Raw genomic sequence first — 26,420 nt, 5'->3', positions numbered from 1 at the left:
CCGCGAGATCCGGCCATGACGGGGATGTCGGAAAGGAGACAGAGTGCGACATCCCCCATCGAACGGGTTCGAGGCCCTGTACGCCGCGAACCGGGCCCAGGTGCTCGGCTACGCGCTACGCCGGACCGGAGACCCCCAGGACGCGGCCGACGTGGTCGCCGAGACCTTCCTCGTCGCGTGGCGACGACTGGACGACGTCCCGCCCGGCGACGAGGCCCGGCTGTGGCTGTACGGCGTGGCCCGGCGGGTCCTGGCCGACCAGCGCCGGGGCGAGCGCCGCCGCACCGCCCTCGGCGCACGCCTGCGGTCCGAGCTCGCCGCCACGTGGCCGTCCCCTCCCCCCGAGGACGGTGAGCCCGGACTCGTCGCCGCGGCCCTCCGCAGCCTTCCCGAAGCGGACCGCGAGCTGCTGACGCTCGTCGGCTGGGAGGGCCTGGACCACGGCGAACTCGCGACGGTGCTCGGCTGCTCCCGGAACGCGGTGCGGGTCCGGCTGCACCGGGCCCGCCGCCGCTTCGCCCGCACCCTCCGCCGTCACGACGCCCCGGTCCCCGCCGCCGTCCGGGCCCTGGAAGGAGACCCCGCATGACCGAGCCGTCGATGATCCGCCGGAGCACCCCGATCTCGGACGAGGCCGCCGCGCGGCTCGTGTCGGACGCCGCGTTCGAGGAACTGGCCGCCGACATCACCCGCACCGCCCGCACCGCCCGGGCCGCACGGAGACCACGCGTCCGGCCCCGGTTCGCCCTGGCGCTCGGGGCCGTGGCGGCGGTCGTGGCCATCGTGATCGGCTGGACCGGCGGGCAACGTTCCGCCGAGGCCCTCAACTTCTCCCGGAACGGACAGTACGTCGACGTCACGCTCCGGGATCCGAAGGCCGACCCCGCGCGCCTGCGCGCGGAGTTCGCCGAGCACCGCATGCCCGTGGAACTGGAGATCTGGCCCGCGTCCCCGAGCCTGGTCGGCGCCATGCTCTCCTGGCCCGAGGACCCCAAGAACGTCAAGCCGGCGGAGATTCGCTGGAAGGACTGCGGCGGGATCGGGTGCAGGTCGGGCGTGCGGATCCCCGTCGACCTCCGGACGCCGGTGACCGTCCTGTTCGGCCGCGCGCCGAACCCCGGCGAACGGATCCGCCTCACCGGCGACGCGACCGCCCCCGGCGAGATCCTGGCCGGAGTACCGGTCGTGGACCGGACCGTCGCGGAGGTCGTCACCGCCCTGCGCCAACGCCACGGCACCGTCGAGATCTACAACCTCGACAGGCCCGCCGACGCGACCACCGAGGGCTGGGACATCAGCGCGCACGTGGTGCCGGCGAACAAGGTGAAGGGCACCTGGCGCGTGACCTTCGTGTCCAGCGGCCACACCAGCGGAGCCGTCGGGCTCGTCGTGTCCAAGACGGACGTCAGGCCCGGATCAGAGTGATCACACGCCCGGACGGCGACTCGGCGGTCCCGATGCTCGTGCGTTCGGTGACCGGCGGCGCGTTCCGGCGACGGTCGAAGACGACGAGGGTGCCGGTGTCCAGGCCGAGGCGGTCGAGGTAGCCGTCGAGCTGCTCCAGACCGTCGGCGATCTGGTCGCCGGTCACCTCCGAGCGCACCTTCAGCTCGAAGGCCGACTGCTGCAGCGCCCGCCTGCCGTCATCGGCGAGGTAGGGCTTGTGGATCATCAGGTCGAGGCGCCTGCGACCGAGGGCGTACTCACGGTCGATGAGGCCGCCGCCGTTGACGACGCGCTGGAGGAACGCCTGGAACACCAGGTGGCAGGCGGCCTCGTGATAGGTGCGGTCGGTGTCGAGGATCTCGGCGTTGGCCTTCCAGAACGCGACGAAATCACGCTGGATCTTGGGGACGTCGAGCCGTCCGTCCGGAAGCAGGAAGGCCTTCGGCTCGGCGTCGATCTGGTGCTGGACCGAGTGGGACAGGACTCTTCCGATGACCTCCTGGTAGATCGGGTTGGAGATCAGCGGAGGCGATGCCCGGGTGACCAGGCCCAGGTCGCGGACGTAGGAGAGATCGTCGTCGTAGGTGGCGTCCCCGGCCACGCCCCCTCCGGTGATCATCGGCTGGATGAACCGGCTCACACGCGGCTCGTGCAACCGGGCTGCCAGTGAGTCCAGATGGGTGGCCCGCTGCGCGATCAGGCGCTCGACGGCCCGGTCCATCAGCTCGTCGGTGATCTCCTCGTCGGCCGGAACCTCCATCATCTCGATGATGTCGCGAGCCAGGGCGTTGACCAGCCAGGGCTGTCCCTGGCTCGCGTGGTACGCGCGTTCGACAGCCTCGTCTGAGAACTTCTGGCCGGTCAGGTCGGTGTGCTGCCCGTAGAGCTCGGCGATCTCGCTCATGGAGAAGTCGTCGATCCGCAGCGAACCCGCACTGATGTTGAACGGACTCGACGTGCCGAGCCGCGTGGGATCTCCCCCTGAGGCCGCCTTGTAGTCGCGTACGTTCCGCATCCCGCACAGGACCACCGAGTGGGGGAACCGGATGTTCGCGGAGGTGTAGCCGTCGCGGAGCAGCCTCAGCGCACTGACCAGGACCGGCCCCTTCAGGGAGTCGATCTCGTCGATGAGCAGTACGAGCTTCCGGGGGCACTGTTCGGCCCATGTTCGCAGGCCGTGGAACAGTCGATTTCCACGGGACGCATCGGACCAGGGAGTGGGCGGAAGGCACTCCGGGGCGAGCTCCGCGTTCTCCGCCTCGATCCGGATCGCGTCGAGGATTCGCGCCTCCGCATCGGCGGGATCGTCGAGGAGGCTTGCTCGCTCGCACGAGAAGCGGACGGCGGCGTACTCGCCAGTGGCGTTGAGCGCGCCGGCCAGGGCGGCGAGTGTGGTGGTCTTGCCGGTCTGGCGGGGAGCGTGCAACACAAAGTAAGCCCCCTCCTGCGCGAATCTGAGCGCCTGCGGCAACCGAGGCAGCGGAGGGAGCATGTAGTGCCGTCCGGGATAGCACGGCCCTGCCACATTGAATTTCGTCACGCTCCGCACAGTAACGGTCACGTAAGACGATCGTCCTCTGGTCTGAGGGACTGTGGGTCGATGTGCCCGTCGAGGTGGGGTGTGAGCGTGGGGGTGTGATCGAAGTTGAAGGGCTCTGCAAGCGGTACGGGGCGGTGGCGGCGGTGGACGATCTTTCGTTCACGGCCCCGCCGGGGGTGGTGACCGGGTTTCTGGGGCCCAACGGGGCCGGGAAGTCCACGACGATGCGGATGATGCTCGGGCTGGCCGCTCCGGATGCGGGGCGGGCGCTGGTGGGTGGACGGCGGTACCGGGAGCTGGAGCGTCCGCTGCGCCAGGTCGGGGCGTTGCTGGAGACGGCCGCGCCGCATCGGGGACGTAGCGGGGACGCGCATCTGCGGTGGCTGGCGAGGTCGCAGGGGATCGGGGTCCGGCGCGTCCGGGAGGTGCTGGAGCTGGTCGGGCTCGCGGAGGCCGGGCGGCGGCGCGTCGGCGGGTACTCGCAGGGCATGCGGCAGCGGCTCGGGCTCGCGGCGGCGCTGCTCGGGGATCCGGCGATCGTGGTCCTGGACGAGCCCGCGAACGGGCTCGACCCCGAGGGCATCCGGTGGCTGCGGGGCCTGCTGCGCGGGCTCGCCTCGGAGGGACGGACCGTTCTCGTGTCGAGTCATCTCATCGGCGAGGTGGCGCGGACGGCGGATCGGCTCGTGGTCGTCGCGCGGGGCCGGCTCGTCGCCGACGCCGAGACGTCCGAGTTCACGGGAGACCTGGAGGACGAGTTCCTGCGGCTGACGGGTGGTATGCGGTGATCGACGCGGTGCGGGGCGAGCTGGTCAAGCTGCGGAGCGTGCCGGGGCCGCTCGTGTCGCTGGCGCTGGTGCCGGTCATCAGCGTCGGTGTGGGGGCGCTGAACGGGTGGTCCGGACGGCAGGCCCTCACGTCCCACAGTTCGCTGCTGCGGCCGGACTTCACGGCGCAGCAGTCGGGGTTCGACGGCGTCCAGTACGGGATGCTCGCGCTGATCGTGTTCGGGGTGCTGGCCGTGTCCGGGGACCCGCTCGGGCCCGCGCTGCTGGCGGTGCCGAGGCGGGGGGCGTTCATGGCGGCGAAGATGATCGCGATCACGGTGGCGGCGCTGCCGGTCGTGGTGGTGTCGGTGGTGGCGTCCGACCTCGCGACGCAGATGACGCTCGGGCCGTACGGGAAGTCGCTCGGCGAGAGCGGGGTGCCGCGCGCGCTGGGCGGGGCCGTCCTGTACCTGATGCTGATGTGCGTGCTCGCGGCCGGGTTCACGATGATGACGCGGACCCCGCTGGTGCCGCTGGCCGTCCTGTTGCCGCTGGTCACCGTGGGGTCGCAGCTGCTGACGGTCGCGGCGGCGGGCCGGCGCGCGGCGGAGCTGCTGCCCGACCGGGCGGGGGCGCGGTTGCTGACCGTCCGGCCGGAGCATGACGCGCTCGGGCCCATGCTCGGCGGCGCGGTGCTGGTGGCGTGGGTGGTCGCGGCGGTCGCGGGCGGGGCGCTCGTGCTGCGGCGGCGGGACGTCTGACGGCTACGCTTCCGACATTCCAGGCGGTCGAGGAGGCGTTCTGAGCGAGGCGGTCCGGGTCCTGATCGCGGAGGACCAGGCGTTGCTGCGGGGCAGTTTCCGGCTGCTCGTCGAGTCCGCGCCCGATCTGGCGGTCGTCGGCGAGGCGGGCGACGGGGAGCGGGCGGTGGAGCTGGCGCGGCGGCTGCGGCCGGACGTGATCCTCATGGACGTCCGGATGCCCGTCCTGGACGGCGTGGAGGCGACCCGGCGGATCTGCGGCGACCCGGAGGCGGGCGGCGCGCGGGTGCTGGTGCTGACCATGTTCGACCTGGACGCGTACGTGTTCGCGGCGCTGCGGGCGGGCGCGAGCGGGTTCCTGCTGAAGGACACGCGCCCGGCCGACCTGCTGGACGGGATCCGGGTCGTGGCGTCCGGGGACAGCATGCTCGCGCCGTCCGTGGCGCGGCGGCTGGTCGAGGCGTTCGCGCGGCGGACGGAGGTCGCGATCGACGGGATCACCGACCGGGAGCGGGACGTGCTGAAGCTGATCGCCGCGGGGCTGAGCAACACCGAGATCGCCGAGCGGCTCCGGCTCAGCCTCCCGACGGTGAAGACGCACGTGGGACGGCTGCTGAGCAAGCTCCACGCGCGCGACCGCGCCCAGCTGGTGATCGTGGCGTACGAGTCGGGCCTGGCCGGGCGGTGAAACGGGTCGCCGGGGACGTGGCGATGGCCTTCGGGCTGGCCGTCGTCCCGCCCGTCGCCGGGCTTCAGCCGCTGGGCGCCGGCGCGTGGGTCGTGTCGGTGGCGGCGGCGTTGCCGCTGGTCGCGCGGCGGCGGTGGCCGGTCGCGGTGTTCGCGGTGTCGGCGGCGGTGTCGCTCCTCGGGATCACGGTCGGCGCGGGCGCGTTCCTCGCGGCGGCGCTCGCGTTGTACACGGTCGCGTCCGGGCCGATCACGCCGCGCCGCCCGTCGACGGGCCTCGTCGGCGGGTTCAGCGCGGCGGGCGTGGTGGCGCTGGCGGCGGTGGGAGCGCCCGCGGGCGTGGCCGGGACCGTCGTCCCGCGCGTCCTGCTCGGCCTGGTGCTCCTCGGCGGCGCCTGGACGGCCGGACGGGCCGTCGCCGAGCGGCGGCGGAACGCCGAGCGCGAGATCGAGCGCGCCCGCATGGACGAGCGGCTGCGCATCGCCCGCGAGATGCACGACGTGGTGACGCACGGGATGGGCCTGATCGCCGTCCAGGCCGGGGTGGCGAACCATGTCGTGGCCGAGCGCCCGGAGGAGGCGCGGCGGGCGCTGGAGGTGATCGAGGAGGTCAGCCGGAGGTCGCTCGGCGAGATGCGGGCGATGCTCGGCGTGCTGCGCGGGGACGCCGAGGAGGCCGTCCTCGAACCCGCGCCGGGCCTCTCCGGGCTGCCCGTCCTCGTCGGCGCGGCCGGGCCGCGGTTCGACCTGCACGCGGCGGACCTGCGGGAGGACGACGTCCCGGGCGGGGTGCAGTTGGCGGCGTTCCGGATCGTCCAGGAGGCGCTGACGAACGTGGCGCGGCATGCCGCGGGGTCCGCGCGGTGCCGCGTGGTTGTCCGGAACCGGCCAGGTCGGCTTGAGGTCGAGGTGCGGGACAGCGGTCCCGCGCGTGGCGGGACGTCCGGTGGCGGATATGGGCTGATCGGCATGCGGGAACGCGCGCTCGCGCACGCGGGCGAGTTCGAGGCGGGGGCGACGCCGGACGGCGGCTTCGAAGTGCGGGCGCTCCTGCGTTACTGACCTCGTCGTCAGGGGGGCACTTCGCTGTTGAGCAGGGCGTCGCCCAGTTCGGTGCGCCGGTACAGGACGGCGCGTCCGTACCGGTCGCGCGCGACGAGGCCGCAGTCGCGCAGGACGGCCAGATGGTCGCCGACGTTGCCGAGGCTCATGTTCAGCAGGGCGGTCAGGCGGGTGGTGGTGGTCGGCTCGTCCAGGGCGCGGAGGACGTCGGCGCGGGTGCGTCCGATGAGTTTCGGCAGGCCGTCGTTCGGCGGGGCGTCCCGGAACCAGAGGGCCGCGACGCCGCGCGCCCGGTAGGACAGGGTGTTCTGCCAGGGCGGTTCGGTCGAGTAGCCGAGGTCGGTGAAGACCGAGGGAAGGAAGAGGAGCCCGGCGCCGTTCAGGGACGTCCGGGGGCCGTCCAGCGCGGCGAGTTCGATCATGCCGCCGGTCTCCGACGGGTGCCAGTGGACGCGGGGGGACAGTCCGGCCAGGGCTTCGGCCCAGCCGTAAACGGCGAGCCGTCCGGCCCGGTACAGGAGGTCGCGTTCGAAGATCGTCCGGATCGTGGGCCAGTCGGGCGCGATGAGGGCCGCGAAGGCCCGGCCGAGGGCGGTCGCGAGCAGCGGCACCACGTCCGGCGAGTCCAGGACGGTGCGGACGCCCGCGTCCGGCGCCGGGAGCCCCGCCCGGTTCTGCGCCAGCTCGTACCGCGCGAGCTCCAGCGGCGTGGCCCTGACCTGCGCCAACTGCTCGTCGAGGGTGATGTGGACGCGTTCGGGCGGCGGGGTCACGAAGTCGGCCATGTAGCCGCCGCGACGGCGCAGGTAGGCGAGCGCGCGCACGGACGGGTCCTCCATCAGGGCGCGGAACGCCGGGCGCGCGCGCCGCACCCAGGGGTCCAGCGGCCCGACCTCGAGCCGTCCCGCCAGCACGCCTAACGCGCTGGTGACCTCTATCAGGGGCGACACCGCGAACCGCGAGGCGGTGACATCCCCTGGACCGACCTCGATCCACGCCATGTTTCGCTCCTGCCCGAAACCTTAGCGTCGGCGGCGATATGCCGCGATGGTGCGTTTCGTGACGACGACTTCGACCACGTCCCCCGCCACCGTCGCCTATCGCGACATCTTCGCCGTCCGCGAGTTCCGGGTCCTGTTCGCGCTCCGGGTGATCCTCGTGGGCGGCGACATGGTGCGGATGCTCGCGCTCTCCGTCCTGGTGTACCAGCGCACCGGATCGTCCCTGCTCGCCGCCCTGGCCTACACCGCCGAGATGTTCCCCTACGTCATCGGCGGCGCCCTGCTCCTCTCGCACGTCGACCGGCTCCCGCCGCGCCGCCTGCTCGTCGGCGTCTACCTCGTCCAGGCCGCGACGACCGCCGTGCTCGCCACCGACGTGCTGCCCGTCGGCGGCACGCTGTGCGTGATGATCGCCCTGGGCCTGCTGATGCCGCTCGCGTCCTCGTCCACCTGGGCGCTGCTGAGCGAGATCCTGCCCAAGGAGGGCGGCTACGTCCTCGGCCGGTCCGTCTTCACGATGACGGCGGGCGGGGCGCAGATCGCCGGGCAGGCGTTCGGCGGGCTCCTGATCGCCGCCGTCGGGCCGTCCAGCACGCTCTGGCTGTCCTGCGGGACGGCCGGATGCGCGGCCGTGTTCACCCGGCTGGGGCTGGCGGCCCGTCCGCCGCGCGTCCAGGGCGAGCGCGAGGGCGGCGCCGCGCGCGAGACCTGGCGGGTCAACCGGGCCCTGCTCCGCGACCCGGTGGTGCGCGGCGGCCTCATCGCGATGTGGCTGCCCGCGGCGCTCGCGACCGGCGCCGAGGGCGTCGTGATCCCGTACACCGCGTCCATCGGGAAGCCGGACCAGGCGGGCTTCGTCCTCGCCGCCATCGCCGCCGGGATGCTGCTCGGCAACCTCGTCGTCGGACGGTTCGTCCCGACGGGCCCGCGCGAGCGGATCGGCCTGCTGCTCGCCCTGCTGAACGGGCTGCCGCTGGTGCTGTTCGCGCTGAGGCCGGGCATCGCGATCGCCTGCGTCCTCGGCCTCGCCGGGGCGGCCGGGCTCAGCTACGAGCTCAGCATCCAGCAGCGGTTCGTGGACGCCGTCCCGGAGGACCGGCGCGGCCAGGCGTTCGGCCTGCTCACCACGGGCACCATGACGCTCCAGTCGGGCGCGATGGCCGGGGCGGGCGCGATCGCCGAGGGCTTCTCCCCCGGCGTCACGATGTCCGTCTTCGGGCTGGCGTCGGTCCTCGCGTCACTCGCCCTCACCCGCCACTTGCGCTGACCCGCGCGCGCCGACCCGCGCGCGCGTTATGTGACCGGGCCCCGACTGGTCACGACCGGGGCCCGGCGTTGGGGACCGGGGAGTTCCGCCCATGGACTCCCCGGCCATGCCCGTGCCTCGTCCGAAGTTACGCCTGGAAGGGGAACTTGTCGGCGAAGGCGGGCTTGAGCTCGTCCAGCCACACCGCGTTCGGGTCGTACTTGGCGTAGAAGGGCCGGTTCACCAGGGACGCGTCGCGCGCCTGGATGAAGTGCAGCGCGAACACCTTCTCGCCGAACAGGTCCAGGACGCCGTCCACGCAGACCTTGCCGGGCGTCGCGGACATGGACGGGCCGCGCACCGTCCGGGCCAGACCGGAGACGTTCGCGTAGGCGTCCCGGAAGATGTCGTAGGCGTCGGCCAGCGGCACGGCGAAGTAGTCCTGCGGGCCGGTGTCACGCTCCACGAACATGTAGTAGGGCACGAGACCCATGCGGGTCTGGGTGCGCCACATGCTCTCCCAGACCTTCGGGTCGTCGTTGATCGTGCGGATCAGCGGCGCCTGCGTCCGGATGACCGCTCCGGTGTCGCGGATCCGGCGGCACGCCTCGGCGACCATCAGCGGCTCCAGCTCACGCGGGTGCGTGAAGTGGGCCATGAACGCCAGGTTCTTCCCGGACTGGACGACCTGCTCGAACAGCCGGAGCATCTCGTCGGCGTCCGGGTCGGTGACGAACTTCTGCGGCCAGTACGCCAGCGACTTGGTGCCGATCCGGATCGACTCCAGCTGCTCCAGGTCGAGCAGCGGCTCGACGTACCGGCGCAGCACCGGCTCGCCCATGATCATGGCGTCGCCGCCGGTGAACAGGACGCTGGTCACCTCGGGATGCGCGAGGAGGTACTCGCGCAGCTGGGTCGGCTCGTCCCCGGCCATCTTGAGGTCGGGCTCGCCGACGAACTGCGCCCAGCGGAAGCAGTACGTGCAGTACGCGTGGCACGTCTGCCCCTGCTTGGGGAAATAGAGCACGGTCTCGTCGTACTTGTGCTGGAGACCGGGGATCTTGCCGTCGCCGAACGTCGGGATGTTCAGCTCCATCTGCCCCGCGGGGTGCGGGTTGAGCTTCATCCGGACGGCGTGGGCGGCGGCCTCGACCTCGGCCTTGGGCGCCTCGCGGCGCAGCAGGTCCGCCAGGCGCGCGACGTCCTCCGCCGGCAGCATGTCCTCCTGCGGGAAGACCAGCCGGTAGATCGGATCGTCCGGCGCGGCGGACCAGTCGATGAGCTCCTCGATGACGTAGGCGTTCGTACGGAACGGCAGGACGGTCGCCACCGCCCGTACCGCGAGCTGCTGGTCCGGCGAGAGTCCGGCACGGGCGGTCAGCTCGTCCAGGTGCTTCGCCGTGAAGGCGCGGAACTTGCGACCGGACGATCGCGTGTCGGGAGCCGCGTCGTTCACCATCGTCACGTGTAGATACTCCTTGAAATCAGCGGGGATGCGAGCGCCGCGCCCGAACGGGACCGTCCGGGAAGCTTCACCCGCAGGGGAGGGTTCGCTTCATCACGCACAGTCATCGATCGGGCTCGGGGCACCTCCATTGAAGCGGTGAAAATATGTACATGCCGACTAGATACCCCCTAATCGGTACAAAGATGCAGGTCAGCGCGAGATCCCCGAGGACGCCCCGAAACCGGCGCCTCCGTTCGCACCAGGTACAACGACTACGGCGCGTAAAAGTGGCGAGTCGGGCCGACTGCCTATGCTGGTGGGGAGATACTTGCGAAGGGAACGCTCGATGCGCGCGAGGCGTTCGACGCAGTGCGGGCGATTCCGCGAGGGAACCGTGCGGGCGCCCCGGTGCTGATGGCCGCGACCGACGCTGAGGGGGGCCCGTGAAGGCGACCGGGCACGACGCGCGGCCGGAGCCCGCGTCCGCGGGCCGCTCCGGCCCCACCCCCGCACGCCCCGCCGCCGCACGCCCCGCCGCCGACACGACACGCCCCGAGACCCCGCCCACGGAGCGGGGGGCCCGGGCGGGGGCGCCGCACGCGGGGACGGCGGCGGTGCGTCCGGGGGTGGCGCCGCTGTTCGCGGCGGTGCTCGCGGCGGTGGCCGGCGTGAGCTACGCCACGTTCATGCTCGAGCACCTGCTGAGCCCCTCCCTGGACGTCGTGAACGGCTACGTGAGCGAGCTCTCCGCGCGGGACCAGCCGTTCCACATGATCTACAGCGGCGGCGACCTGGTCACCGGGGTGCTGTCGATCATCGTCGCGGGCACCGCGCTGACCACCCTGCGCCGCCGGTTCTGGAGCACCGTCGGCTGGACCTTCCTGGGCCTGTTCGGGCTCTGCGCCATCGGGGACGCCCTGTTCCCGCTCGACTGCGCGCCCAGCCTCGAGACCTGGTGCGCGCTGCGCGAACGCGCCGACCAGGTGTCGTTCTCGCACTCGTTCCACTCGGTGACCAGCAGCGCGGTGATCACCTGCGGGGTCGTGGCCCTGCTCACGCTGTCCATCGCGGCCCGCCGGTACGGCTGGTGGCCCGCGCTGGCCCGGTTCGGCTGGCTCCTCGCGGTCGTCGAGACGGTGTTCGCGCTGGGCACGGTGGTGGCGATGCTGGCCGGCGAGTGGCTGGGCATCCTGCAGCGGATCCAGATCATCATCCTGTGCCTCGGCCTGCTCACCATCGCGTGGGCGCTCTGGGCCGACTGGCGGGCCGCGCGGCGGGCGCCGCACGGCCGCCCCGTCCAGGCGAGGGAGACGACGTCCCGGTGACCGACGGCGAACTGGCGGGCGAGCGGCCACCGGCGACGTGGCCCAGACCGGCGAACCCGGCGATCGCAGAGGTCGCGGCGGACGCGGCTGGGCCGACTTCGGCGGCGGACGCGGGCGGGACGGCCCTGGCGGAGGGCGGGCGGATCGCCGTGGCCGGGGGCGAGCAGGTGCACGTCGTCGAGTCCGGCCCGCCGGACGCGCCGACGCTGCTGCTCAGCACGGGCCTCGGCGGGGCCTGGTTCGACTGGGAGCCGGTGATCGCCCTGCTCGGTGACCGGTACCGGGTCCTCGCGTTCGACCGTCCGGGGCTCGGGCTGAGCCCCGCCGCGCGCCGTCCGGCGAGCCTGCGCCGGGACGTGGCCGTCCTCGCCGACCTCGCGCGCACGAGCGGCGCGCCGGTCACGGTCGTCGCGCACTCGATGGCCGGATTCCACGCCGAGGGCCTGGCCCGGCTCTATCCGGACCTCGTGCGCGCGCTGGTGCTGGTCGACCCGAGTTGCGAGGAGCGCGTCAACTGCGCCGGGCTGCGGATCAGCGCGGCCGTCCATCCCGTGCTGCGCGCGACGGGCGCGGGCCTGGAGGCGACCCGGCTCTCCCGCGTGATCGGCCCGTTCGGGCGCCGGATGACCCTGAAACAGGTGACCGAGCGGGGCGAGCCGGTGCCGCCCGAGGTCGTCCGGTCGGTGTACGGGCGGGGCGCGGTGCTCGGCACGGTGCTCGCGGAGGACGTCGCCTACCGTGAGGCCGCCGCCGACCTGCTCGCCCTGCGCGAGCGGCGCCCCCTCCCGGACGTCCCGCTGGAGGTCCTCACCGCGCTCGCCGACGCCGGAGACGCCCTCGAATGGTCGAGTTGCCACCGTCGGCTGGCCGGGATGTCCCCGCTCGGCAACCAGGTCGATCTCCCGGATTGTCCGCACATGGTCCAGTTCGATCGTCCGGACGCCGTCGCGGACGCCGTCGACCGCGCCCACGGGATCGCCCCATGAGGGTCCTCGGTTCCGGAGGCGCCCGGCTGCGGCGGGTGGGCGTGATGGCCGTCGCGGCGCTCGCGGTGGCGGGGCTGAGCGGGTGCGGCGCGATGCAGCGGATCTCCGAGGGCGCCTACCGCAACGCGGTGGCGGACGGCGCGACCGCCGATCTGCACGGCAAGGGCGTCCGCCTGCAGAAACGGCCCGTGTGCACCACACCGCCGAGCGGAACGTTCAACGAGCTGTGGATCACCTGCACGGCGCGCACCACCACCGGCGACCCCGTCGAGATCAACGGGACGGTCAGCTCCGCCGACACGTCCGCGCCGCACGAGCGCTACCAGGTGACCGTCGGAGGGCGGCTGCTGATCGACCGCGACTGCCTCGGCACCGGCTGCCGCCGCCCCACCTGACCCTCCACGCCGACTCGCCGCCGGATCCGGGGTTCCGGGTTCCTGGTTCCGGGGGACGGTTTCGGAATTGTGGGGGTGGGGGCGGGTGTGAAGGGTTCGCAACGAGATCGCATGATCGACAAAAATCCGGGGCGGCACGGGCGTGGCCCACCGTCCGAGTGGTGACGCTACAGCCGTGAAGATCTCGCGGATGAAGGCCCTGGTACTGGGCTCGGTCGCCGTCGTTGTCGCCGGGGTCGCCGTCGGCATCGCCTATCTGGCGTTCTGGGACACCAAAGAGCTGCGCTACAGGTCCCAGAACGCACTGCGCAACGGGATCGCGCGGGTCGGCGGGGAGGAGCTCGCGCACCGCGGGGTCTCCCTGGACTCGACCCTGAACTGCGCGGACAGTCCCGGGTGGACGAAGCGGAAGATGCGCGTCACCTGCACGTCCAGCACGTCCGACCACCGGCAGGTGCAGATCATCGGGGCCGGCGAGGACGCCACCCAGGACCAGTACTACACGATCTTGGTCGACGGCCGTCCACTCGTGCAGAACGCCACCTGCCTCGGGGCCGACTGCCGCAAGAAGAGCTGACGCCCCGGGACCGGGAGGCGCGGGTCCCGGTCCCGGCCCGGGCAGGGGGCGGCGGGGGCCCGGCGATCGCTGGATACCATGCGATGAGCTGCCCCGTCGCGGCGCGGCGCCTCCCTCCCCGTCCCTTCTGGAGTGCTGATGACCGGCAAAGGCGAGCAGGCACGACCCTCGCCGGCCGGTGGTACCCGCCCTGAGGCGGACCCGCGCGCACGAGGCGCGGACGAGACGCGCGCGCGTACGGCGGCGTCCGAACCCCGCGCCCGGCCCGCGCCGATCGCCGTCGACACCATGGGCGGCGACCACGCCCCCGACGAGATCATCGACGGCGCGGTGGAGGCGTTCCGCGAGCACGGCGTCCGGGTCGTCCTGGTGGGGCAGGCCCCGCGGATCCGGGCCAGGCTCGACCGGCTCGGCATCGCCGGGGAGATCCCGATCGTGCACGCCGACGAGGCGCTCGACATGGGCGAGGGCGCGCTCGCGAGCTGGCGCAAGCCCCGGTCGTCCGTCGCGATCGCCTGCCACCTGGTGAAGCAGGGCCGGGCGTCCGCGCTGGTCTCGGCGGGGTCGACGGCCGGTGTGGTCGCGACGTCCCGGCTGCGGCTGAAGGCCCAGCAGGGGGTGATGAAGCCCGCGATCGCGGTGACGCTGCCGACCCGGCCGCGTCCGACCGTCCTGCTGGACGCGGGTGCGACCGCCGACGTGAAACCCGAGACGCTGGTGCAGTTCGCCGCGCTCGGCACCGCCTACGCGCAGATCCGGCTCGGGCTCGCGCGCCCGCGCGTGGGGCTGCTCAACATCGGGTCCGAGGCGGGCAAGGGCAACAAGCTCGCCAAGCGCGCGCACGAGCTGCTGGCGTCCGGGCACAACGGCGTCGAGTTCGCCGGGAACGTCGAAGGCCACGACCTGCTCGGCGGCGAGGTCGACGTGATCGTCACCGACGGGTTCACCGGGAACGTCGCGCTCAAGACCCTCGAGGGCACGGTCCGGACGGCGTTCAGCGAGCTCCGGGAGGCGGTCACCTCGTCCCGGACGGCCCGGATGGGCGCCCTGCTCCAGCGCCGCAAGCTCACCGAGCTGAGGGACCGGTTCGACTCCGACACCTACGGCGGCGGCGTCCTGCTCGGCCTCAACGGGACGGTGATCATCGCGCACGGCGCGTCCCAGGCCCGCGCGATCACCTCGGCCTGCCTCCTCGCGCACGAGCTGGCGGCGGGACGCATCGTGGAGCGGATCCGCGACCAGGTCGCGGCGACGAAGACGTCCCGGTTCCCGCGCTGGCCGCACGGCAACCACGACGCCGCCAGAGACGGCAAGGACGGCAAGGACGGCAAGGACCCGGTCAGGGACGGCAGGGACCCGGTCAGGGACGGCGGGAGGCCCGACGCGGCCGAGGACGAGCCCGGATCGCGTGAGATTCCTGACACGAACGACCCCAACGTTTCGGTGACGTCACCCGTTGAGAAGGGTGAGGACGAACGGAAGCCGGACGCGGACGCCGACACGGCGGCGCGACCGACGCCGGGGCGCCCGGCCGACCGGCCGGAGCGCGGCGCCGGAGGCCGCTGAGTCCTCCCGGGGTTGTCCCAGACGATCTTGGGGAATGGGCTTCCAACGGGGGGAAGATGACGGAACCGCAGCAGTCCGGGCCGGGCGAGCCGAGCGCGCCGTCCCCCCATGCCCCCACCCCGGCCGACCCCCCGCGAGAAGGCGCGGGCCAAGGCGAGGCGCCCCGGAACGAGACCGCCCAAAGCGAGTCGGCCCGTGACCAGGCGGACCGTGACGAGGCGGACCGTGACGAGGCGGACCGTGACGAGGCGGACCGTGACAGTGCGGACCGTGACGGGGTGGACCGTGGCGGGGTGGGGTTGCGGGGGCTGAGCGCGGGGCAGGTGCGCGAGCGGGTCGCGGACGGGCGGGTCAACGACGTGCCGCGGCACACCAGCCGGTCGGTCGGCGAGATCGTCCGGGCCAACGTGTTCACCCGCTTCAACGCCCTGATCGGCTCCCTGTTCGCCCTGGTGATGATCTTCGGGCAGTGGCAGGACGGCCTGTTCGGCGGGATCATCATCGCCAACTCCGCGATCGGCGTGATCCAGGAGCTGCGCGCCAAGCGCACCCTCGACCGGCTCGCCGTGGTCGGCGAGGCGCCCGTGCGGGTCGTCCGCGACGGCGAGCCCCGGGAGCTGCACCAGCAGGAGGTCGTGCAGGACGACCTGATCACCCTCGGCACCGGCGACAAGATCGTCGTGGACGGCCCGGTGGTGTCCTCCAGCGGCCTGGAGGTGGACGAGTCGCTGCTCACCGGCGAGGCCGACCCCGTCCACAAACGTCCCGGCGACGAGCTCCAGTCGGGGAGCTTCGTGGTCGCGGGCAGCGGCGCGTTCACCGCCGCGAAGGTCGGCGGGGACGCCTACGCCGCCCGGCTCACCGAGGAGGCCAGCCGCTTCACCCTCACCCGCTCGGAGTTGATGGACGGCATCAACCGGTTCCTCAAGTACGTCACCTGGCTGATCATCCCCACCGCGATCCTGCTGTTCGTCAGCCAGTTCCGGTCGGCGGGCGGGGTGTCGAACGCCGTGACCGGGGCCGTCGCGGGCGTGGTGACGATGATCCCCGAGGGCCTGGTGCTGATGACCAGCATCGCGTTCGCCGTCGGGGTCGTCCGGCTGGGGCGGCGGCAGACGCTGGTGCAGGAGCTGCCCGCGATCGAGGGCCTCGCCCGGGTGGACGTGCTGTGCGTCGACAAGACCGGCACGCTCACCGAGCCGGGCATGGATCTCGACCAGATCGTCCCGCTCGACGACGCGCTCCCGGGAGACCGGGCGCTCGCCGCGATCGCGCACACCGATCCCGATCCGAACGCGACCATGCAGGCCGTCCGGGACGACCTCGACACCCGCAATCCCGGCTGGACGCGGGAGGACGCCGTGCCGTTCTCGTCCGCGCGCAAGTGGAGCGGGGCGTCCTTCGCGGGCCAGGGCTCGTGGGTGTTCGGCGCGGCCGACGTGCTGCTCTCCCCCGACGACCCGGCGCGCACCAAGGCCGAGGACCTCGGTTCCACCGGCCTGCGCGTCCTCGCCCTGGCCAAGGTCCCGGACGGCGCGTTCGCCGAACCCGACCGGCTCGACGTCGCCGCGACCGCCCGGCCCGCGCTGCTGGTCGTGCTGCGGCAGCGCGTCCGCCCCGACGCCAAGGAGACCCTCGCCTACTTCGACCGGCAGGGCGTCGAGGTCAAGGTCATCTCCGGCGACAACCCCGCGTCCGTCGGCGCGATCGCGTCCTCGCTGGGCCTCGCGTCCGCCGAGCACCCCGTGGACGCCCGGTCCCTGCCGTCCGGCGTCGACGAGCTGGGCGACGTGCTGGAGAAGAACTCGGTGTTCGGCCGCGTCACCCCGCAGCAGAAGCGCGACATGGTCGCCGCCCTCCAGGCCAAGGGCCGCACGGTCGCGATGACCGGCGACGGCGTGAACGACGTCCTCGCCCTGAAGGACGCCGACCTCGGCATCGCCATGGGCTCCGGCAGCGACGCCACCCGCTCGGTCGCGCAGATCGTCCTGCTCGACAACCGGTTCTCGACCCTGCCGTACGTGGTCGGCGAGGGGCGGCGGGTGCTCGGCAACATCGAGCGCGTCGCCAACCTGTTCCTGACCAAGACGGTCTACTCGATCATCCTGTCGGTGCTGGTCGGGCTGATGCACGTGCGGTTCCCGTTCCTGCCCCGGCACCTCACGCTGATCAGCACGCTGACCATCGGCGTCCCGGCGTTCTTCCTCGCCCTCGCGCCCAACGACGAGCGCGCGAGGCCCGGTTTCGTGCCGCGCGTCCTGCGGTTCGCGATCCCGGCCGGCATCGCCTGCGGCGTCGCCACGTTCGCGGGCTACTGGATCGCCACCCGCAACCTCGACAGCTCCTTCGAGGAGGATTCGTCCTCCGCCACGATCTCCCTGTTCCTGCTGGCCCTGTGGGTCCTGGTGCTGATCGCCCGGCCGTGGAACTGGTGGCGGCTCGGGCTCGTGGCGGCCATGGCGGCGGCCTTCCTGATCGTCCTCGCCGTCCCCTGGCTGCGGCATTTCTTCGCGCTGCGGCCGGACAATCTCGTCAACGACGTCTACGGGCTGGGGATCGCCGCGATCGCGGGCGTCCTGCTGACGCTCGTGCTGAAGGTCCTCAAACAGCAAACCATTACCGGATCCACACCCACGCGCCGATAACCTTGAGGCATGTCCGACCCGCAACTCGTACTCGCTGACAGGGTCCGGGCCGCGCTCGCCGCCGCCTTCGGACCGTCGTTCGCGGACACCGACCCGGTCATCCGACCGTCGCAGTTCGCCGACCTGCAGGCCAACGTCGCCATGTCGCTGGTCAAGCCGCTCACCCAGGAGCGAGGCGAGAAGCAGAACCCGCGCGGCATCGCCGAGGAGATCGTGGCGAGGCTCGACGTGGAGGGCCTGGTCTCCAAGGTCGAGATCAGCGGGCCGGGCTTCATCAACCTCACCCTCGCCGACGGCTGGATCGCCAGCCAGGCCCAGGCGGCCCTGGACGACGACCGGCTCGGCGTCCCGGAGGACGAGCACCCGGAGAAGGTGATCGTCGAGTACTCCTCGCCCAACGTGGCGAAGGAGATGCACGTCGGCCACCTGCGGACCACGATCGTCGGCGACGCCATCGCCCGGATCGGCGAGTTCCTCGGCGAGAACGTCGTCCGGGACAACCACGTCGGCGACTGGGGCACGCCCTTCGGCATGCTGATCGAGCACCTGCTCGACATCGGCGTGGCCGCGGCCGAGCGCGACGACTCGTCCGTCAGCGACCTCACCGCCTTCTACCAGGCGGCCCGGCAGAAGTTCGACTCCGACCCCGACTTCGCCAAGCGGTCGCGTGACCGGGTCGTCCGGCTCCAGGCGGGCGACGCCGACACCATGCGGCTGTGGCAGGTCCTGGTGGACGTGTCCAAGCGGTACTTCAACCACGTCTACACGCGGCTCGGCGTCACGCTCACCGACGACGACATCAAGGGCGAGTCGTTCTACAACGACCTGCTCGCCCCGACCGCGCAGGAGCTCACCGACAAGGGCATCGCCGAGATCAGCGACGGCGCGCTCGTGGTGTTCCCACCCGGCTACAAGGGCCGGGAGGGCGACCCGCTGCCGGTGATCGTCCGCAAGAGCGACGGCGGCTACAACTACTCCACCACCGACCTGGCGACCATCCGGTACCGGTCCGACACCGAGCACGCCGACCGCGTGATCTACGTCGTCGGCGCGCCGCAGTCCCTGCACTTCCAGATGGCCTTCGACGTCGCGCGGATGGCGGGCTGGGTCAAGAGCGGCATGCGGCTGGAGCACGCCGAGATCGGCAACGTCCTCGGCACCGACGGCAAGATCCTGCGGACCCGGGCCGGCGGCACCGTCAAGCTCGCCGAACTCCTCGACGAGGCCGTCGAGCGGGCCGGGGCCGAGTTCGACAAGCTCAACCACGACGACTCCTTCGACGCCGCCACCCGCGACGCCATCGTCGAGGCCGTCGGCATCGGCGCGGTCAAGTACGCCGACCTGTCCGTCGCCCGCGACAGCGAGTACATCTTCGACTTCGACCGGATGATCTCGTTCAAGGGCAACACGGGCCCGTACCTCCAGTACGCCGCCACCCGGATCAGGTCGATCTTCCGCAAGGCCGGAACGGACCCGGACGACGCCCACGGCCCCATCGTGATCAAGGAGCCCGCCGAGCGCGACCTGGCGCTGCACCTGCTCGGCTTCGGCGCCGCCGTGACCTCCGCCTACGAGGCCGCGGAGCCGCACCGCCTGGCGACCTACCTGTTCGAGCTCGCGTCGTCCTACACGGCCTTCTACGAGAACTGCCCCGTTCTCAAGGCCGAGGACGAGCCGACCAAGCAGTCCCGGCTCGCCCTGTGCGCGCTCACCCTGCGCACCCTGGTCACCGGCCTCGACCTGCTCGGCGTCCCGACGCCTGAGCGCATGTGACGAGCCCATGAGAAGAGCCGTCCGCCTCCCAGGTGGACGGCTCTTCGCGTTTCCGACCGCCGAGGCCGCCGTCTCCGACCGCCGAAGCCGCTGCCTCCGGCCGCCGAAGCCGTCGTCGCGGATCAGCAGTGAGGGACGCTGCCGGACGTGATGGTGACGTAGTGGGCGGCGACGTACTCGCGCTGCGACGTCGCCAGCCGGTACCAGGTGCGGTCGCCGTAGATGCGCTGGCCTGTGACGGAGCACCGGAGCGGCACGGACGACCCGTTCGGCAGGCGCCGATGGGTCTGCCCGAAGCGGTTCGCCTTGCCGCGCACGCGCAGCGGGACCGGCGCGTGGACGCGTCCCTGCGCGGCGGCCTGGACCGGCGCGGACACCAGATCGGCCTGCGCGGACGCCGAAGACTCGGTCACCGCCACGAACGGAACGGCCGCGGCCAGCGCGGCCCCGGCGGTCGCGGCTTGCAGGAGGCCCTTCACGGCGAAGCCCTCTTCCCCTGGCGGCGGCGTCCCCGTCCGGCGCCGTCCTCTTGACTCATGAGATGACACCACGTCGAGTCCGGGTCGGCGCCCGGCGCCTTTCCCCCGGCCGGATCCGGCCAGGGGCCTGCCGTCCGTGCCGAAACGCGTCCGCCCCGTCCCACCAGCACCGCGGCACACATCGAGCCGTCCGCCAGGGGCCCGCAGTCCGCGAAAGTGCGTGGCCATAACGCTGGACAAGGCCGCGGGACCACACCGTTCCGGCCAGCGGCCGCCACACCCGTCCACCACGCCGCCAGATTCCCCACAGAGCCCGGCGACACCGCCAGAGGTCGAGCGCTGCCCCGAGAACGAACCAGCCCGCCCACGGGGCTCTCAGACGCTCATGGACGGACAACACACCCCAACGCGGGCACGCAAGTCTCAAGACGGCGCACGAAATGCCCGAAAGGCTCGAATTTCACCCAGCTCGCGGAGACACCCCAGCGACCATGGGAGCCGCACGAACCCGCGTGATCCCGCCTATGGCGTCGCGTGAGCCGGGGTCGACGTCGACCACGAGTGAGGCTGCACGTGGGGTCATATGAGCCCGTGTGAGCCCGTGTGAGCTGCGGTGGGATCGCGTGGGGCTCGCGTGTTCGCGGGCGGGTGGGACGCCGCCGGCGGGGGTGGGGCCTTGGGGAAGGGCTCGCCCCCTGCCGTGGCGGGGCCCGTGGAAGGGCGTGCCCACGGGGCTTTCGGGCCCGGGGGGGACGCCTCGTGGGGTGGGACTACTGCAGGTAGCCCTCGACTTCACCGGCGGGACGGGCGGCGGCCTCGTCCGGGTTCTCGCCGGCGTCGCGGCGGGCGCGGCGCTGGCGCAGAAGGTCCCAGCACTGGTCGAGCTCGACCTCCAGGGCGCGCAGCCGCTGCTGCTCCTCGCCCTGCGAGAGCTCGCCCTTCTGGAGCTTGTCGCGGAGCTCGGCCTCCTCGGCGACGAACTCGTCGATGCGCGACAGGATCTGCTTGTCGTTCATGCGTCCTCCGTAGGCTCGTCCACTCACCGGCCGAGCCCCGACCCGCGTGGACGCGGGACAGGGCTCTGCACCGTCGAGGATCCCACCTCCGTCAACCGCCGTGGGACGCCCGGGTCATCCCGGACAGGACGCCGCCGTTCGGCGACGAGGAACCCGAGGCCATCGAGGTCTTCGGGTCGACCAGCGTGGAGGACGAGGCGGCGGACACCGCGCCGTTCGACGCTGCCGTGGCCGGTGTGGCCGTGCGGCGCGTCGCCGTCCGCCGGGTCGCCGTCCGCGCGGTGCGCGGACGGGTCGACGCGGTCGTCTTCCTGGCCGCCGTCTTGCGTGTGGCGGTCTTCTTCGCCGTGGTGCGCTTGGCCGCCGTCCGCTTGGCGGGTGCCCGCTTCGCGGTCGTCTTCCTGGCCGTGGTCCGCTTGGCCGTGACCGCCGTCTTCGCCCTTCCGGCCGCGGTCGCCCGCTTCGCCGTCGTCTTCCTGGCCGCCGTCTTCCTGGCGGTGGTCTTCTTGGCGGTGGCCTTGCGCGTGGTGGCCTTCTTCGCGGTCGACTTGCGGGCGGCGGACGCCTTCTTCGCGGTCGTCTTCCGTGCCGCGGTCTTGCGCGCGGTGGCCTTCTTCGCCGTCGACTTGCGGGCGGTGGCCGCCTTCCTGGTGGACGCCGCCTTGCGAGCGGTGGTCCCGGCGGTGGCGCGGGCGCTGCCGACGGCCTTGGCGGCGGCGTTCATCGCCTTGGCGGCGTCCGCCATCGCCTTGGTCGCCGTGGTCATCGCCTTGGTCATCGCCGTCATGGCCCGCACCGACGCGTTCGCCTTGGTCGCCACCGACTTCATCTTGGTGGCGGCGGTCTTGGCCTGCGTCGCGGCGGACGTCGCCTTCTTGGCGGCGGCCGCCGACCCGCGGGACGACGCGGCGGCCACGGTGCGGCGCGCCGCGGTCGTCCGCTTCGCCGCGGTCGACGACACGCGTCTCGCCGTCGTCTTCCGCGCCGTCGTCTTGCGTGCCGTTGTCTTCCGTGCGGTCGTCGTGCGTGCGGTCGTCTTGCGTGCCGTCGTCTTACGGGCGGTGGTCGCCCGCTTCGCCGTGGCCCGCTTCGCCGTCGACGCGCGCCGCGTGCCGGTCGCCTTCTTGGCGGCCGTGCCCCGCGTCGCGGTCGCCCGCTTCGCCGTCGATTTCCTGGCCGTCCCGGCACGTGCCGAGACCGTGGACCGTCCCGCCGTCGATTTCGCGGCGGCACTGGTCCGCTTGGACGCCGCCCTGCCGGCGGTCGTCGTGGCCTTCCGTGTCGTACTCGCGCGCCCGGCCGTGGTTCGGCTCGATGGCCTACGCGATGTGGTTGTGGTAGGCACCTGATCTACCCCCCCGTGCATGATCAGCTACGGAGAGTTCTATTCCACACTTCGCGACGATCTACACACCGGGCGCGCGAAACGGACGTTACACACCCACCGGATGCCACACCGTCTTGGTCTCCAGGAACCCCTTCATGCGGTCGGTGCCGGGGTCCGCCGACCAGTCGCCGGAGCCCGGACGGAGCACGCGCTTCAGGTTGTCCGCGGCGGCCTTCTCGAGGCCCGTGACGGCGTCGTCCGGCGCGCCCGCGAGGTCGATCGCGTTCACGTCCATGTGGGACGCCAGCCACGGCGCGAGTTCGGCGCGCCGCCCCGTGAGCAGGTTCACCACGCCGCCCGGCAGGTCGGACGTGGCGAGCACCTCGGCGAGCGTGATCGCGGGCAGCGGTTCGGGCTCGGACGCGACGGCGACCACGGTGTTGCCCGTCACGATCGCGGGCGCCACGACCGACACCAGGCCGAGCAGCGGGCCGTCCGGCGCGACGATCCCGACGACGCCGGACGGCTCCGGCGTGGACAGGTTGAAGAACGGCCCGGCCACCGGGTTCGCGTTCCCGACGACGGCGCCGATCTTGTCGGCCCAGCCCGCGTACCAGACCCAGCGGTCGATCGCCGCGTCGACCTCGGCGGACGCGGTGGTCTTGGCGGCCCCGGCGGCGCGCAGCTCGTCCACGAACTGCGCCCGGCGGCCCTCCAGCATCTCCGCGATCCGGTAGAGGATCTGGCCGCGGTTGTAGGGCGTTCGGGAGGACCAGCCGCCGAACGCCTTGCGCGCGGCGACGACCGCGTCCCGGACGTCCTTGCGGGACGCCTGCGACGCGTTGGCGAGGAACCGCCCCTTGGCGTCGTTCACCACGTACGACCGTCCGGACTCCGAGCGGGGGAACGCGCCCCCGATGTACAGCTTGTAGGTCTTGCGAACACTCAGCCGCTCAGACATCGAGGTACGCCTCCAGGCCGTGCCGTCCGCCCTCGCGGCCGAAACCGGACTCCTTGTAGCCGCCGAACGGCGACGCCGGGTCGAACTTGTTGAAGGTGTTGGCCCACACGACGCCCGCGCGCAGCCGCTCGGCCGCCCACAGGATCCGCGAGCCCTTCTCCGTCCAGACGCCCGCGGACAGGCCGTACGGGGTGTTGTTGGCCTTCTCGATGGCCTCGTCCGGCGTGCGGAAGGTCAGCGTGGACAGCACCGGGCCGAAGATCTCCTCGCGCGCGATGCGGTGCGACTGCGCGACGCCGGTGAACACCGTCGGCGCGAACCAGAACCCGCGCTGCGGCAGCTCGCACGCCGGGGACCAGCGCTCGGCGCCCTCGCTCTCGCCGCTGTCGGCCAGCTCGCGGATCTTCGCGAGCTGCTCGGCGCTGTTGATCGCGCCGATGTCGGTGTTCTTGTCCAGCGGGTCGCCGACGCGCAGGGTGGCCATCCGCCGCTTCAGCCGGTCGAGCAGCTCGTCCGCGACCGACTCCTGGACGAGCAGCCGCGACCCGGCGCAGCACACGTGTCCCTGGTTGAAGAAGATCGCGTTGACGATGCCCTCGACGGCCTGGTCGAGCGGCGCGTCGTCGAACACGATGTTCGCGGCCTTGCCGCCGAGCTCCAGCGTGAGCCGCTTGCGGGTGCCCGCGACGGCCCGCGCGATCTCCTTGCCCACCTCGGTGGACCCGGTGAACGCGACCTTGTCGATCCCGTCGTGCCCGACGAGCAGCCGCCCGGTCCCGCCCGCGCCGGTGACGATGTTGACCACGCCGTTCGGCAGCTCGGCCTGCTGGCAGATCTCCGCGAACAGCAGCGCGGTCAGCGGCGTCGTCTCGGCCGGCTTCAGGACGACCGTGTTGCCCGTCGCGAGCGCCGGGGCGATCTTCCAGGCCAGCATCATCAGCGGGAAGTTCCACGGGATGACCTGGCCCGCGACGCCCAGCGGCCGCGGGTTCGCGCCGAAGCCCGCGTGGCCGAGCTTGTCGGCCCAGCCCGCGTAGTAGAAGAAGTGCGCGGCGACCAGCGGGACGTCCACGTCGCGCGACTCGCGGATCGGCTTGCCGTTGTCGATCGACTCCAGGACGGCCAGCTCCCGCGACCGCTCCTGGATGATCCGGGCGATCCGGTACAGGTACTTGGCGCGCTCGCGGCCCGGCATCGGGCCCCACACCTTCTCGTGGGCCCGCCGCGCGGCGGCCACGGCGCGGTCGACGTCCGACGCGTCCGCCGAGGCGATCTCCGCCAGCGGCTCCTCGTTGGACGGGTCGATCGTCTTGAACGGCTCGCCGTGCCCCTCGGTGAACTCGCCGTCAACGAACAGCCCGTAGGAGGGCCGGATGTCCACCACGCTCCGCGACTCGGGAGCCGGTGCGTACTCGAAGTCCATCGTGTCAGTCCAGGGTGAAGTGGTCGGGACCGGAGTAGACCCCGGTGGCGAGCTTGCGGCGCTGCATCAGCAGGTCGTTGAGCAGGCTGGACGCGCCGAGCCGGAACAGGTCCGGGGTCAGCCAGTCCGGGCCCGCGACCTCGTTGACCATGACCAGGTACCTGATCGCGTCCTTGGTGGTGCGGATGCCGCCCGCGGGCTTCACCCCGACCGTCCGCCCGGTGGCGTCCCGGAAGTCCCGCACGGCCTCCAGCATGATCATCGTGACCGGCGGCGTCGCGGCCGGCGAGATCTTGCCCGTGGACGTCTTGATGAAGTCGGCCCCGGCCCGCATCGCCAGCCAGGACGCGCGGCGCACGTTGTCGTAGGTGCGCAGCTCGCCGGTCTCGAGGATGACCTTCAGGTGCGCGTCCCCGCAGGCCCGCTTGGTCTCGACGATCTCCTCGTGGACCTTGAGGTAGTCGCCGGCCAGGAACGCGCCCCGGTCGATCACCATGTCGATCTCGGACGCCCCGGCCGCGACCGCCGCCCGCGTGTCCGCGAGCTTGGCCGCGAGGGGCGAGCGCCCGGCCGGGAACGCCGTGGCGACCGAGGCCACCCCGACGCCGGAGCCGCGGAGCGCGTCCACCGCGACCTCGACGAGGTCCGGGTACACGCACACGGCTCCGACCTTGGGCGCGTCCGGCTGCGCCGGATCCGGCCGGATGGCCTTGGCGCACAGCGCCCGGACCTTCCCGGCCGTGTCCGCGCCCTCCAGGGTGGTCAGGTCCACCATGGAGATCGCCAGGTCGATCGCGCTCGCCTTGGCCGTCGTCTTGATCGACCGCGCGCCGAGACGCGCGGCCCGCTCGTCCGCCCCGACCTGGTCGACACCGGGCAGTCCGTGCAGGAAGCCCCGCAGCTCGACCCCGGTGGGCATAGTCTCCGTTGACACCACCCCAGGATCACGCACGGAGCCCACTGGCACAAACCGGACCCTTGATCATCACCCCAGGGGCGCCGTCGTCCACTTCGCCTGGTCATCCCCCAGGTACGTGATCCGCTCGAACAGGCCGCGCGCTCCCCCGCTCGCCGCCAGCGTCCGCGCCGCCTGTCCGCGCGCCTCGATCCGCACGTCGAACCCGTGCCAGCCGAAGACCGTGAGCGTGCCGCCCTGGTTCCCCGTGGCCGGATCCGTCAGCGGACGCTCGTCGGCCAGGCGGCCGCCTACCTTCGCGTTAGGAGCGCCCTTGCCGGCCTGGCCGCCCTCACCGGGTTGGCCGCCCTGGCCGGCCCAGCTCGGCGCGGGCAGGGCCTCCGGGGAGAAGGACAGCGAGAGGCCGTCCCCGTCGAAGGTGCCGTGCCGCGGGGCGAGGGACAGCTCCACGTCCGTCCCTTTCCCGGGGGTCCGCCCGTCCCAGCCGACCCAGGCCCGGGCGATCCGCATCCCGGACGGGGCCCCGCCGATCCGCACGGGGAACGCCGCCGCCCGCCCCGCCCCGAACCGGACGTTCTCGGCGATCCGCCGGACGGTCGCCTCCGTCGCGACGCCCCTCTCGGCGATCATGAGCTCGGCCCAGCGCCGATCGGCGTACCGCCAGCGGAACTCGGCGGGCACCTGCTCGGATCCGTCCGCGCCCGGCTTGATCACCCAGGACGCCGGGCGTCCGTTCACGGGCGCCGTCGGCGTCGTGTGACCGGGACGCTTGCCCGGCAGGTTCGGCACCGGCGGCTCGGCGCCCTCCGTCAGCTGCAAGGTCAGCCCCCCGGCCTTCTGCCCCGGACGCCCCGCCGTGAGCGTGTACCCGTCGTCGCCCTGGGCGACCCGGAGGGTCGTGTAGCCGGACGGCAGCCAGCCGAACACCGCGTCCTTCACGAGCACCGCCCCGTACACCTGCGGCGCCGCCTGGACCGCCTGGGCCTGCCGCCCGTCCCGCCCCGGGACGGCCGAGACCCCCGCGACCGCCACCACCAGCGCCGCCCCGCCCGCCGCGGCCGCGGCGCGCCGCCT

The 26,420-nt window shown here is 72.6% G+C and carries 24 protein-coding genes and 1 pseudogene; 15 read left to right on the top strand and 10 right to left on the bottom strand.

The annotated features are described in order from the left end of the window. Window positions 1-43 precede the first annotated feature (43 nt). Both EBO15_RS32810 and EBO15_RS32805 read left to right on the top strand, forming a co-directional pair. On the top strand, window positions 44-589 hold the full coding sequence (locus tag EBO15_RS32810; protein ID WP_122198361.1) for an RNA polymerase sigma factor: 546 nt from the start codon (window positions 44-46) through the stop codon (window positions 587-589). Further along, complete coding sequence (locus tag EBO15_RS32805) at window positions 586-1,425, top strand: hypothetical protein (protein ID WP_122198360.1); 840 nt, start codon at window positions 586-588, stop codon at window positions 1,423-1,425. The genes EBO15_RS32810 and EBO15_RS32805 overlap by 4 nt, the downstream gene beginning before the upstream one ends. On the opposite strand, the gene EBO15_RS32800 is transcribed toward EBO15_RS32805, so the two are convergent. After that, on the bottom strand, window positions 1,406-2,875 hold the full coding sequence (locus EBO15_RS32800; protein WP_199744947.1) for an AAA family ATPase: 1,470 nt from the start codon (window positions 2,873-2,875) through the stop codon (window positions 1,406-1,408). The genes EBO15_RS32805 and EBO15_RS32800 overlap by 20 nt on opposite strands. A gap of 206 nt (window positions 2,876-3,081) precedes the next feature. Here EBO15_RS32800 and EBO15_RS32795 point away from each other — a divergent pair, with 206 nt between their 5' ends. The 4 genes from EBO15_RS32795 to EBO15_RS32780 are packed head-to-tail and all read left to right on the top strand — an operon-like array spanning window position 3,082 to window position 6,263. Continuing rightward, window positions 3,082-3,774: an ABC transporter ATP-binding protein gene (locus tag EBO15_RS32795; RefSeq protein WP_122198358.1), complete on the top strand. Its 693-nt coding sequence runs from the start codon at window positions 3,082-3,084 to the stop codon at window positions 3,772-3,774. Continuing rightward, window positions 3,771-4,514, top strand: coding sequence for an ABC transporter permease (locus tag EBO15_RS32790; protein WP_122198357.1), 744 nt, complete (start codon window positions 3,771-3,773; stop codon window positions 4,512-4,514). Before EBO15_RS32795 ends, EBO15_RS32790 begins: the two co-directional genes overlap by 4 nt. A gap of 40 nt (window positions 4,515-4,554) precedes the next feature. Then, window positions 4,555-5,202, top strand: coding sequence for a response regulator (locus EBO15_RS32785; RefSeq protein WP_267898446.1), 648 nt, complete (start codon window positions 4,555-4,557; stop codon window positions 5,200-5,202). Continuing rightward, window positions 5,199-6,263 (top strand): sensor histidine kinase, encoded by a 1,065-nt coding sequence (locus EBO15_RS32780; RefSeq protein ID WP_456047883.1) that lies wholly within the window; start codon window positions 5,199-5,201, stop codon window positions 6,261-6,263. The genes EBO15_RS32785 and EBO15_RS32780 overlap by 4 nt, the downstream gene beginning before the upstream one ends. 8 nt (window positions 6,264-6,271) lie before the next feature. Here EBO15_RS32780 and EBO15_RS32775 read toward each other — a convergent pair whose 3' ends face one another. Further along, complete coding sequence (locus EBO15_RS32775; RefSeq protein WP_122198354.1) at window positions 6,272-7,264, bottom strand: helix-turn-helix domain-containing protein; 993 nt, start codon at window positions 7,262-7,264, stop codon at window positions 6,272-6,274. Between the two features lie 58 nt (window positions 7,265-7,322). Here EBO15_RS32775 and EBO15_RS32770 point away from each other — a divergent pair, with 58 nt between their 5' ends. After that, window positions 7,323-8,531 carry an MFS transporter gene (locus EBO15_RS32770; protein WP_199744946.1) on the top strand — a complete coding sequence of 403 codons (1,209 nt, stop codon included), beginning with the start codon at window positions 7,323-7,325 and terminating at the stop codon, window positions 8,529-8,531. A gap of 127 nt (window positions 8,532-8,658) precedes the next feature. Here EBO15_RS32770 and EBO15_RS32765 read toward each other — a convergent pair whose 3' ends face one another. Then, window positions 8,659-9,969: a KamA family radical SAM protein gene (locus EBO15_RS32765; RefSeq protein ID WP_122198375.1), complete on the bottom strand. Its 1,311-nt coding sequence runs from the start codon at window positions 9,967-9,969 to the stop codon at window positions 8,659-8,661. A gap of 431 nt (window positions 9,970-10,400) precedes the next feature. Between EBO15_RS32765 and EBO15_RS32760 the strand changes: the two genes are divergently transcribed. The 7 genes and pseudogenes from EBO15_RS32760 (at window position 10,401) to argS (ending at window position 19,224) form a co-directional block, all read left to right on the top strand. Next, the gene (locus tag EBO15_RS32760; RefSeq protein WP_233616584.1) at window positions 10,401-11,282 is read left to right on the top strand and encodes a DUF998 domain-containing protein; all 882 of its coding nucleotides are present in this window, start codon (window positions 10,401-10,403) and stop codon (window positions 11,280-11,282) included. After that, window positions 11,279-12,268: an alpha/beta fold hydrolase gene (locus EBO15_RS32755; protein WP_233616583.1), complete on the top strand. Its 990-nt coding sequence runs from the start codon at window positions 11,279-11,281 to the stop codon at window positions 12,266-12,268. The genes EBO15_RS32760 and EBO15_RS32755 overlap by 4 nt, the downstream gene beginning before the upstream one ends. Continuing rightward, complete coding sequence (locus tag EBO15_RS32750; protein ID WP_122198352.1) at window positions 12,265-12,663, top strand: hypothetical protein; 399 nt, start codon at window positions 12,265-12,267, stop codon at window positions 12,661-12,663. The genes EBO15_RS32755 and EBO15_RS32750 overlap by 4 nt, the downstream gene beginning before the upstream one ends. Before the next feature lie 175 nt (window positions 12,664-12,838). Continuing rightward, window positions 12,839-13,240 carry a hypothetical protein gene (locus tag EBO15_RS32745; RefSeq protein WP_122198351.1) on the top strand — a complete coding sequence of 134 codons (402 nt, stop codon included), beginning with the start codon at window positions 12,839-12,841 and terminating at the stop codon, window positions 13,238-13,240. A 288-nt stretch (window positions 13,241-13,528) separates the two neighbouring features. Next, a pseudogene (gene plsX / locus EBO15_RS32740) lies at window positions 13,529-14,524 on the top strand (phosphate acyltransferase PlsX); the annotation flags it as partial. A 338-nt stretch (window positions 14,525-14,862) separates the two neighbouring features. Continuing rightward, window positions 14,863-17,451: a cation-translocating P-type ATPase gene (locus EBO15_RS32735; RefSeq protein ID WP_122198350.1), complete on the top strand. Its 2,589-nt coding sequence runs from the start codon at window positions 14,863-14,865 to the stop codon at window positions 17,449-17,451. A gap of 9 nt (window positions 17,452-17,460) precedes the next feature. After that, window positions 17,461-19,224: an arginine--tRNA ligase gene (gene argS, locus EBO15_RS32730; RefSeq protein ID WP_122198349.1), complete on the top strand. Its 1,764-nt coding sequence runs from the start codon at window positions 17,461-17,463 to the stop codon at window positions 19,222-19,224. Between the two features lie 122 nt (window positions 19,225-19,346). Here the strand turns inward: argS and EBO15_RS32725 are convergent, their stop codons facing one another. The 3 genes from EBO15_RS32725 to EBO15_RS47405 all read right to left on the bottom strand — a co-directional run bounded on the left by EBO15_RS32725 (window position 19,347) and on the right by EBO15_RS47405 (window position 21,443). After that, window positions 19,347-19,703, bottom strand: a complete 357-nt coding sequence (locus tag EBO15_RS32725; RefSeq protein ID WP_122198348.1) for a hypothetical protein — start codon at window positions 19,701-19,703, stop codon at window positions 19,347-19,349. Between the two features lie 770 nt (window positions 19,704-20,473). Further along, entirely contained in the window at window positions 20,474-20,719 is a 246-nt protein-coding gene (locus EBO15_RS32720) for a DUF2630 family protein (protein ID WP_122198347.1), read from the bottom strand. A gap of 91 nt (window positions 20,720-20,810) precedes the next feature. Next, on the bottom strand, window positions 20,811-21,443 hold the full coding sequence (locus tag EBO15_RS47405; protein WP_378240370.1) for a histone H1-like repetitive region-containing protein: 633 nt from the start codon (window positions 21,441-21,443) through the stop codon (window positions 20,811-20,813). A gap of 61 nt (window positions 21,444-21,504) precedes the next feature. Here EBO15_RS47405 and EBO15_RS47400 point away from each other — a divergent pair, with 61 nt between their 5' ends. After that, a complete protein-coding gene (locus tag EBO15_RS47400; RefSeq protein WP_158628431.1) occupies window positions 21,505-22,068 on the top strand; it encodes a hypothetical protein in 564 nt (187 codons plus the stop codon). Between the two features lie 84 nt (window positions 22,069-22,152). Here the strand turns inward: EBO15_RS47400 and EBO15_RS32710 are convergent, their stop codons facing one another. The 4 genes from EBO15_RS32710 to EBO15_RS44585 all read right to left on the bottom strand — a co-directional run. After that, window positions 22,153-23,007, bottom strand: a complete 855-nt coding sequence (locus tag EBO15_RS32710; protein WP_122198345.1) for an aldehyde dehydrogenase family protein — start codon at window positions 23,005-23,007, stop codon at window positions 22,153-22,155. Beyond that, window positions 23,000-24,430, bottom strand: a complete 1,431-nt coding sequence (locus EBO15_RS32705; RefSeq protein ID WP_122198344.1) for an aldehyde dehydrogenase family protein — start codon at window positions 24,428-24,430, stop codon at window positions 23,000-23,002. Before EBO15_RS32705 ends, EBO15_RS32710 begins: the two co-directional genes overlap by 8 nt. Window positions 24,431-24,434: 4 nt before the next feature. Then, on the bottom strand, window positions 24,435-25,349 hold the full coding sequence (gene deoC / locus EBO15_RS32700; protein WP_122198343.1) for a deoxyribose-phosphate aldolase: 915 nt from the start codon (window positions 25,347-25,349) through the stop codon (window positions 24,435-24,437). 66 nt (window positions 25,350-25,415) lie between these two features. After that, window positions 25,416-26,420: hypothetical protein (locus EBO15_RS44585; protein WP_199744945.1), on the bottom strand; the 1,005-nt coding region annotated here is incomplete at its 5' end.

Origin of the sequence: Actinomadura harenae, assembly GCF_003696215.1 — a bacterium.
GTDB classification, from domain to species: domain Bacteria; phylum Actinomycetota; class Actinomycetes; order Streptosporangiales; family Streptosporangiaceae; genus Spirillospora; species Spirillospora harenae.
The sequence above is the reverse complement of the archived record's forward strand: the minus strand, read 5'-3'. Positions and strand labels throughout refer to the sequence as shown.

Bases quoted from the DNA above. Each gene is read 5' to 3' on its own strand.
- EBO15_RS32805 (WP_122198360.1), top strand. From the start codon at position 586: ATGACCGAGCCGTCGATGATCCGCCGGAGCACCCCGATCTCGGACGAG.
- EBO15_RS32775 (WP_122198354.1), bottom strand. From the start codon at position 7,264: ATGGCGTGGATCGAGGTCGGTCCAGGGGATGTCACCGCCTCGCGGTTC.
- EBO15_RS32765 (WP_122198375.1), bottom strand. From the start codon at position 9,969: ATGGTGAACGACGCGGCTCCCGACACGCGATCGTCCGGTCGCAAGTTC.
- EBO15_RS32750 (WP_122198352.1), top strand. From the start codon at position 12,265: ATGAGGGTCCTCGGTTCCGGAGGCGCCCGGCTGCGGCGGGTGGGCGTG.
- EBO15_RS32735 (WP_122198350.1), top strand. From the start codon at position 14,863: ATGACGGAACCGCAGCAGTCCGGGCCGGGCGAGCCGAGCGCGCCGTCC.
- argS (WP_122198349.1), top strand. From the start codon at position 17,461: ATGTCCGACCCGCAACTCGTACTCGCTGACAGGGTCCGGGCCGCGCTC.
- EBO15_RS32720 (WP_122198347.1), bottom strand. From the start codon at position 20,719: ATGAACGACAAGCAGATCCTGTCGCGCATCGACGAGTTCGTCGCCGAG.
- EBO15_RS47405 (WP_378240370.1), bottom strand. From the start codon at position 21,443: ATGAACGCCGCCGCCAAGGCCGTCGGCAGCGCCCGCGCCACCGCCGGG.
- EBO15_RS47400 (WP_158628431.1), top strand. From the start codon at position 21,505: ATGGCCCGCACCGACGCGTTCGCCTTGGTCGCCACCGACTTCATCTTG.
- EBO15_RS32710 (WP_122198345.1), bottom strand. From the start codon at position 23,007: ATGTCTGAGCGGCTGAGTGTTCGCAAGACCTACAAGCTGTACATCGGG.
- EBO15_RS32705 (WP_122198344.1), bottom strand. From the start codon at position 24,430: ATGGACTTCGAGTACGCACCGGCTCCCGAGTCGCGGAGCGTGGTGGAC.
- deoC (WP_122198343.1), bottom strand. From the start codon at position 25,349: ATGCCCACCGGGGTCGAGCTGCGGGGCTTCCTGCACGGACTGCCCGGT.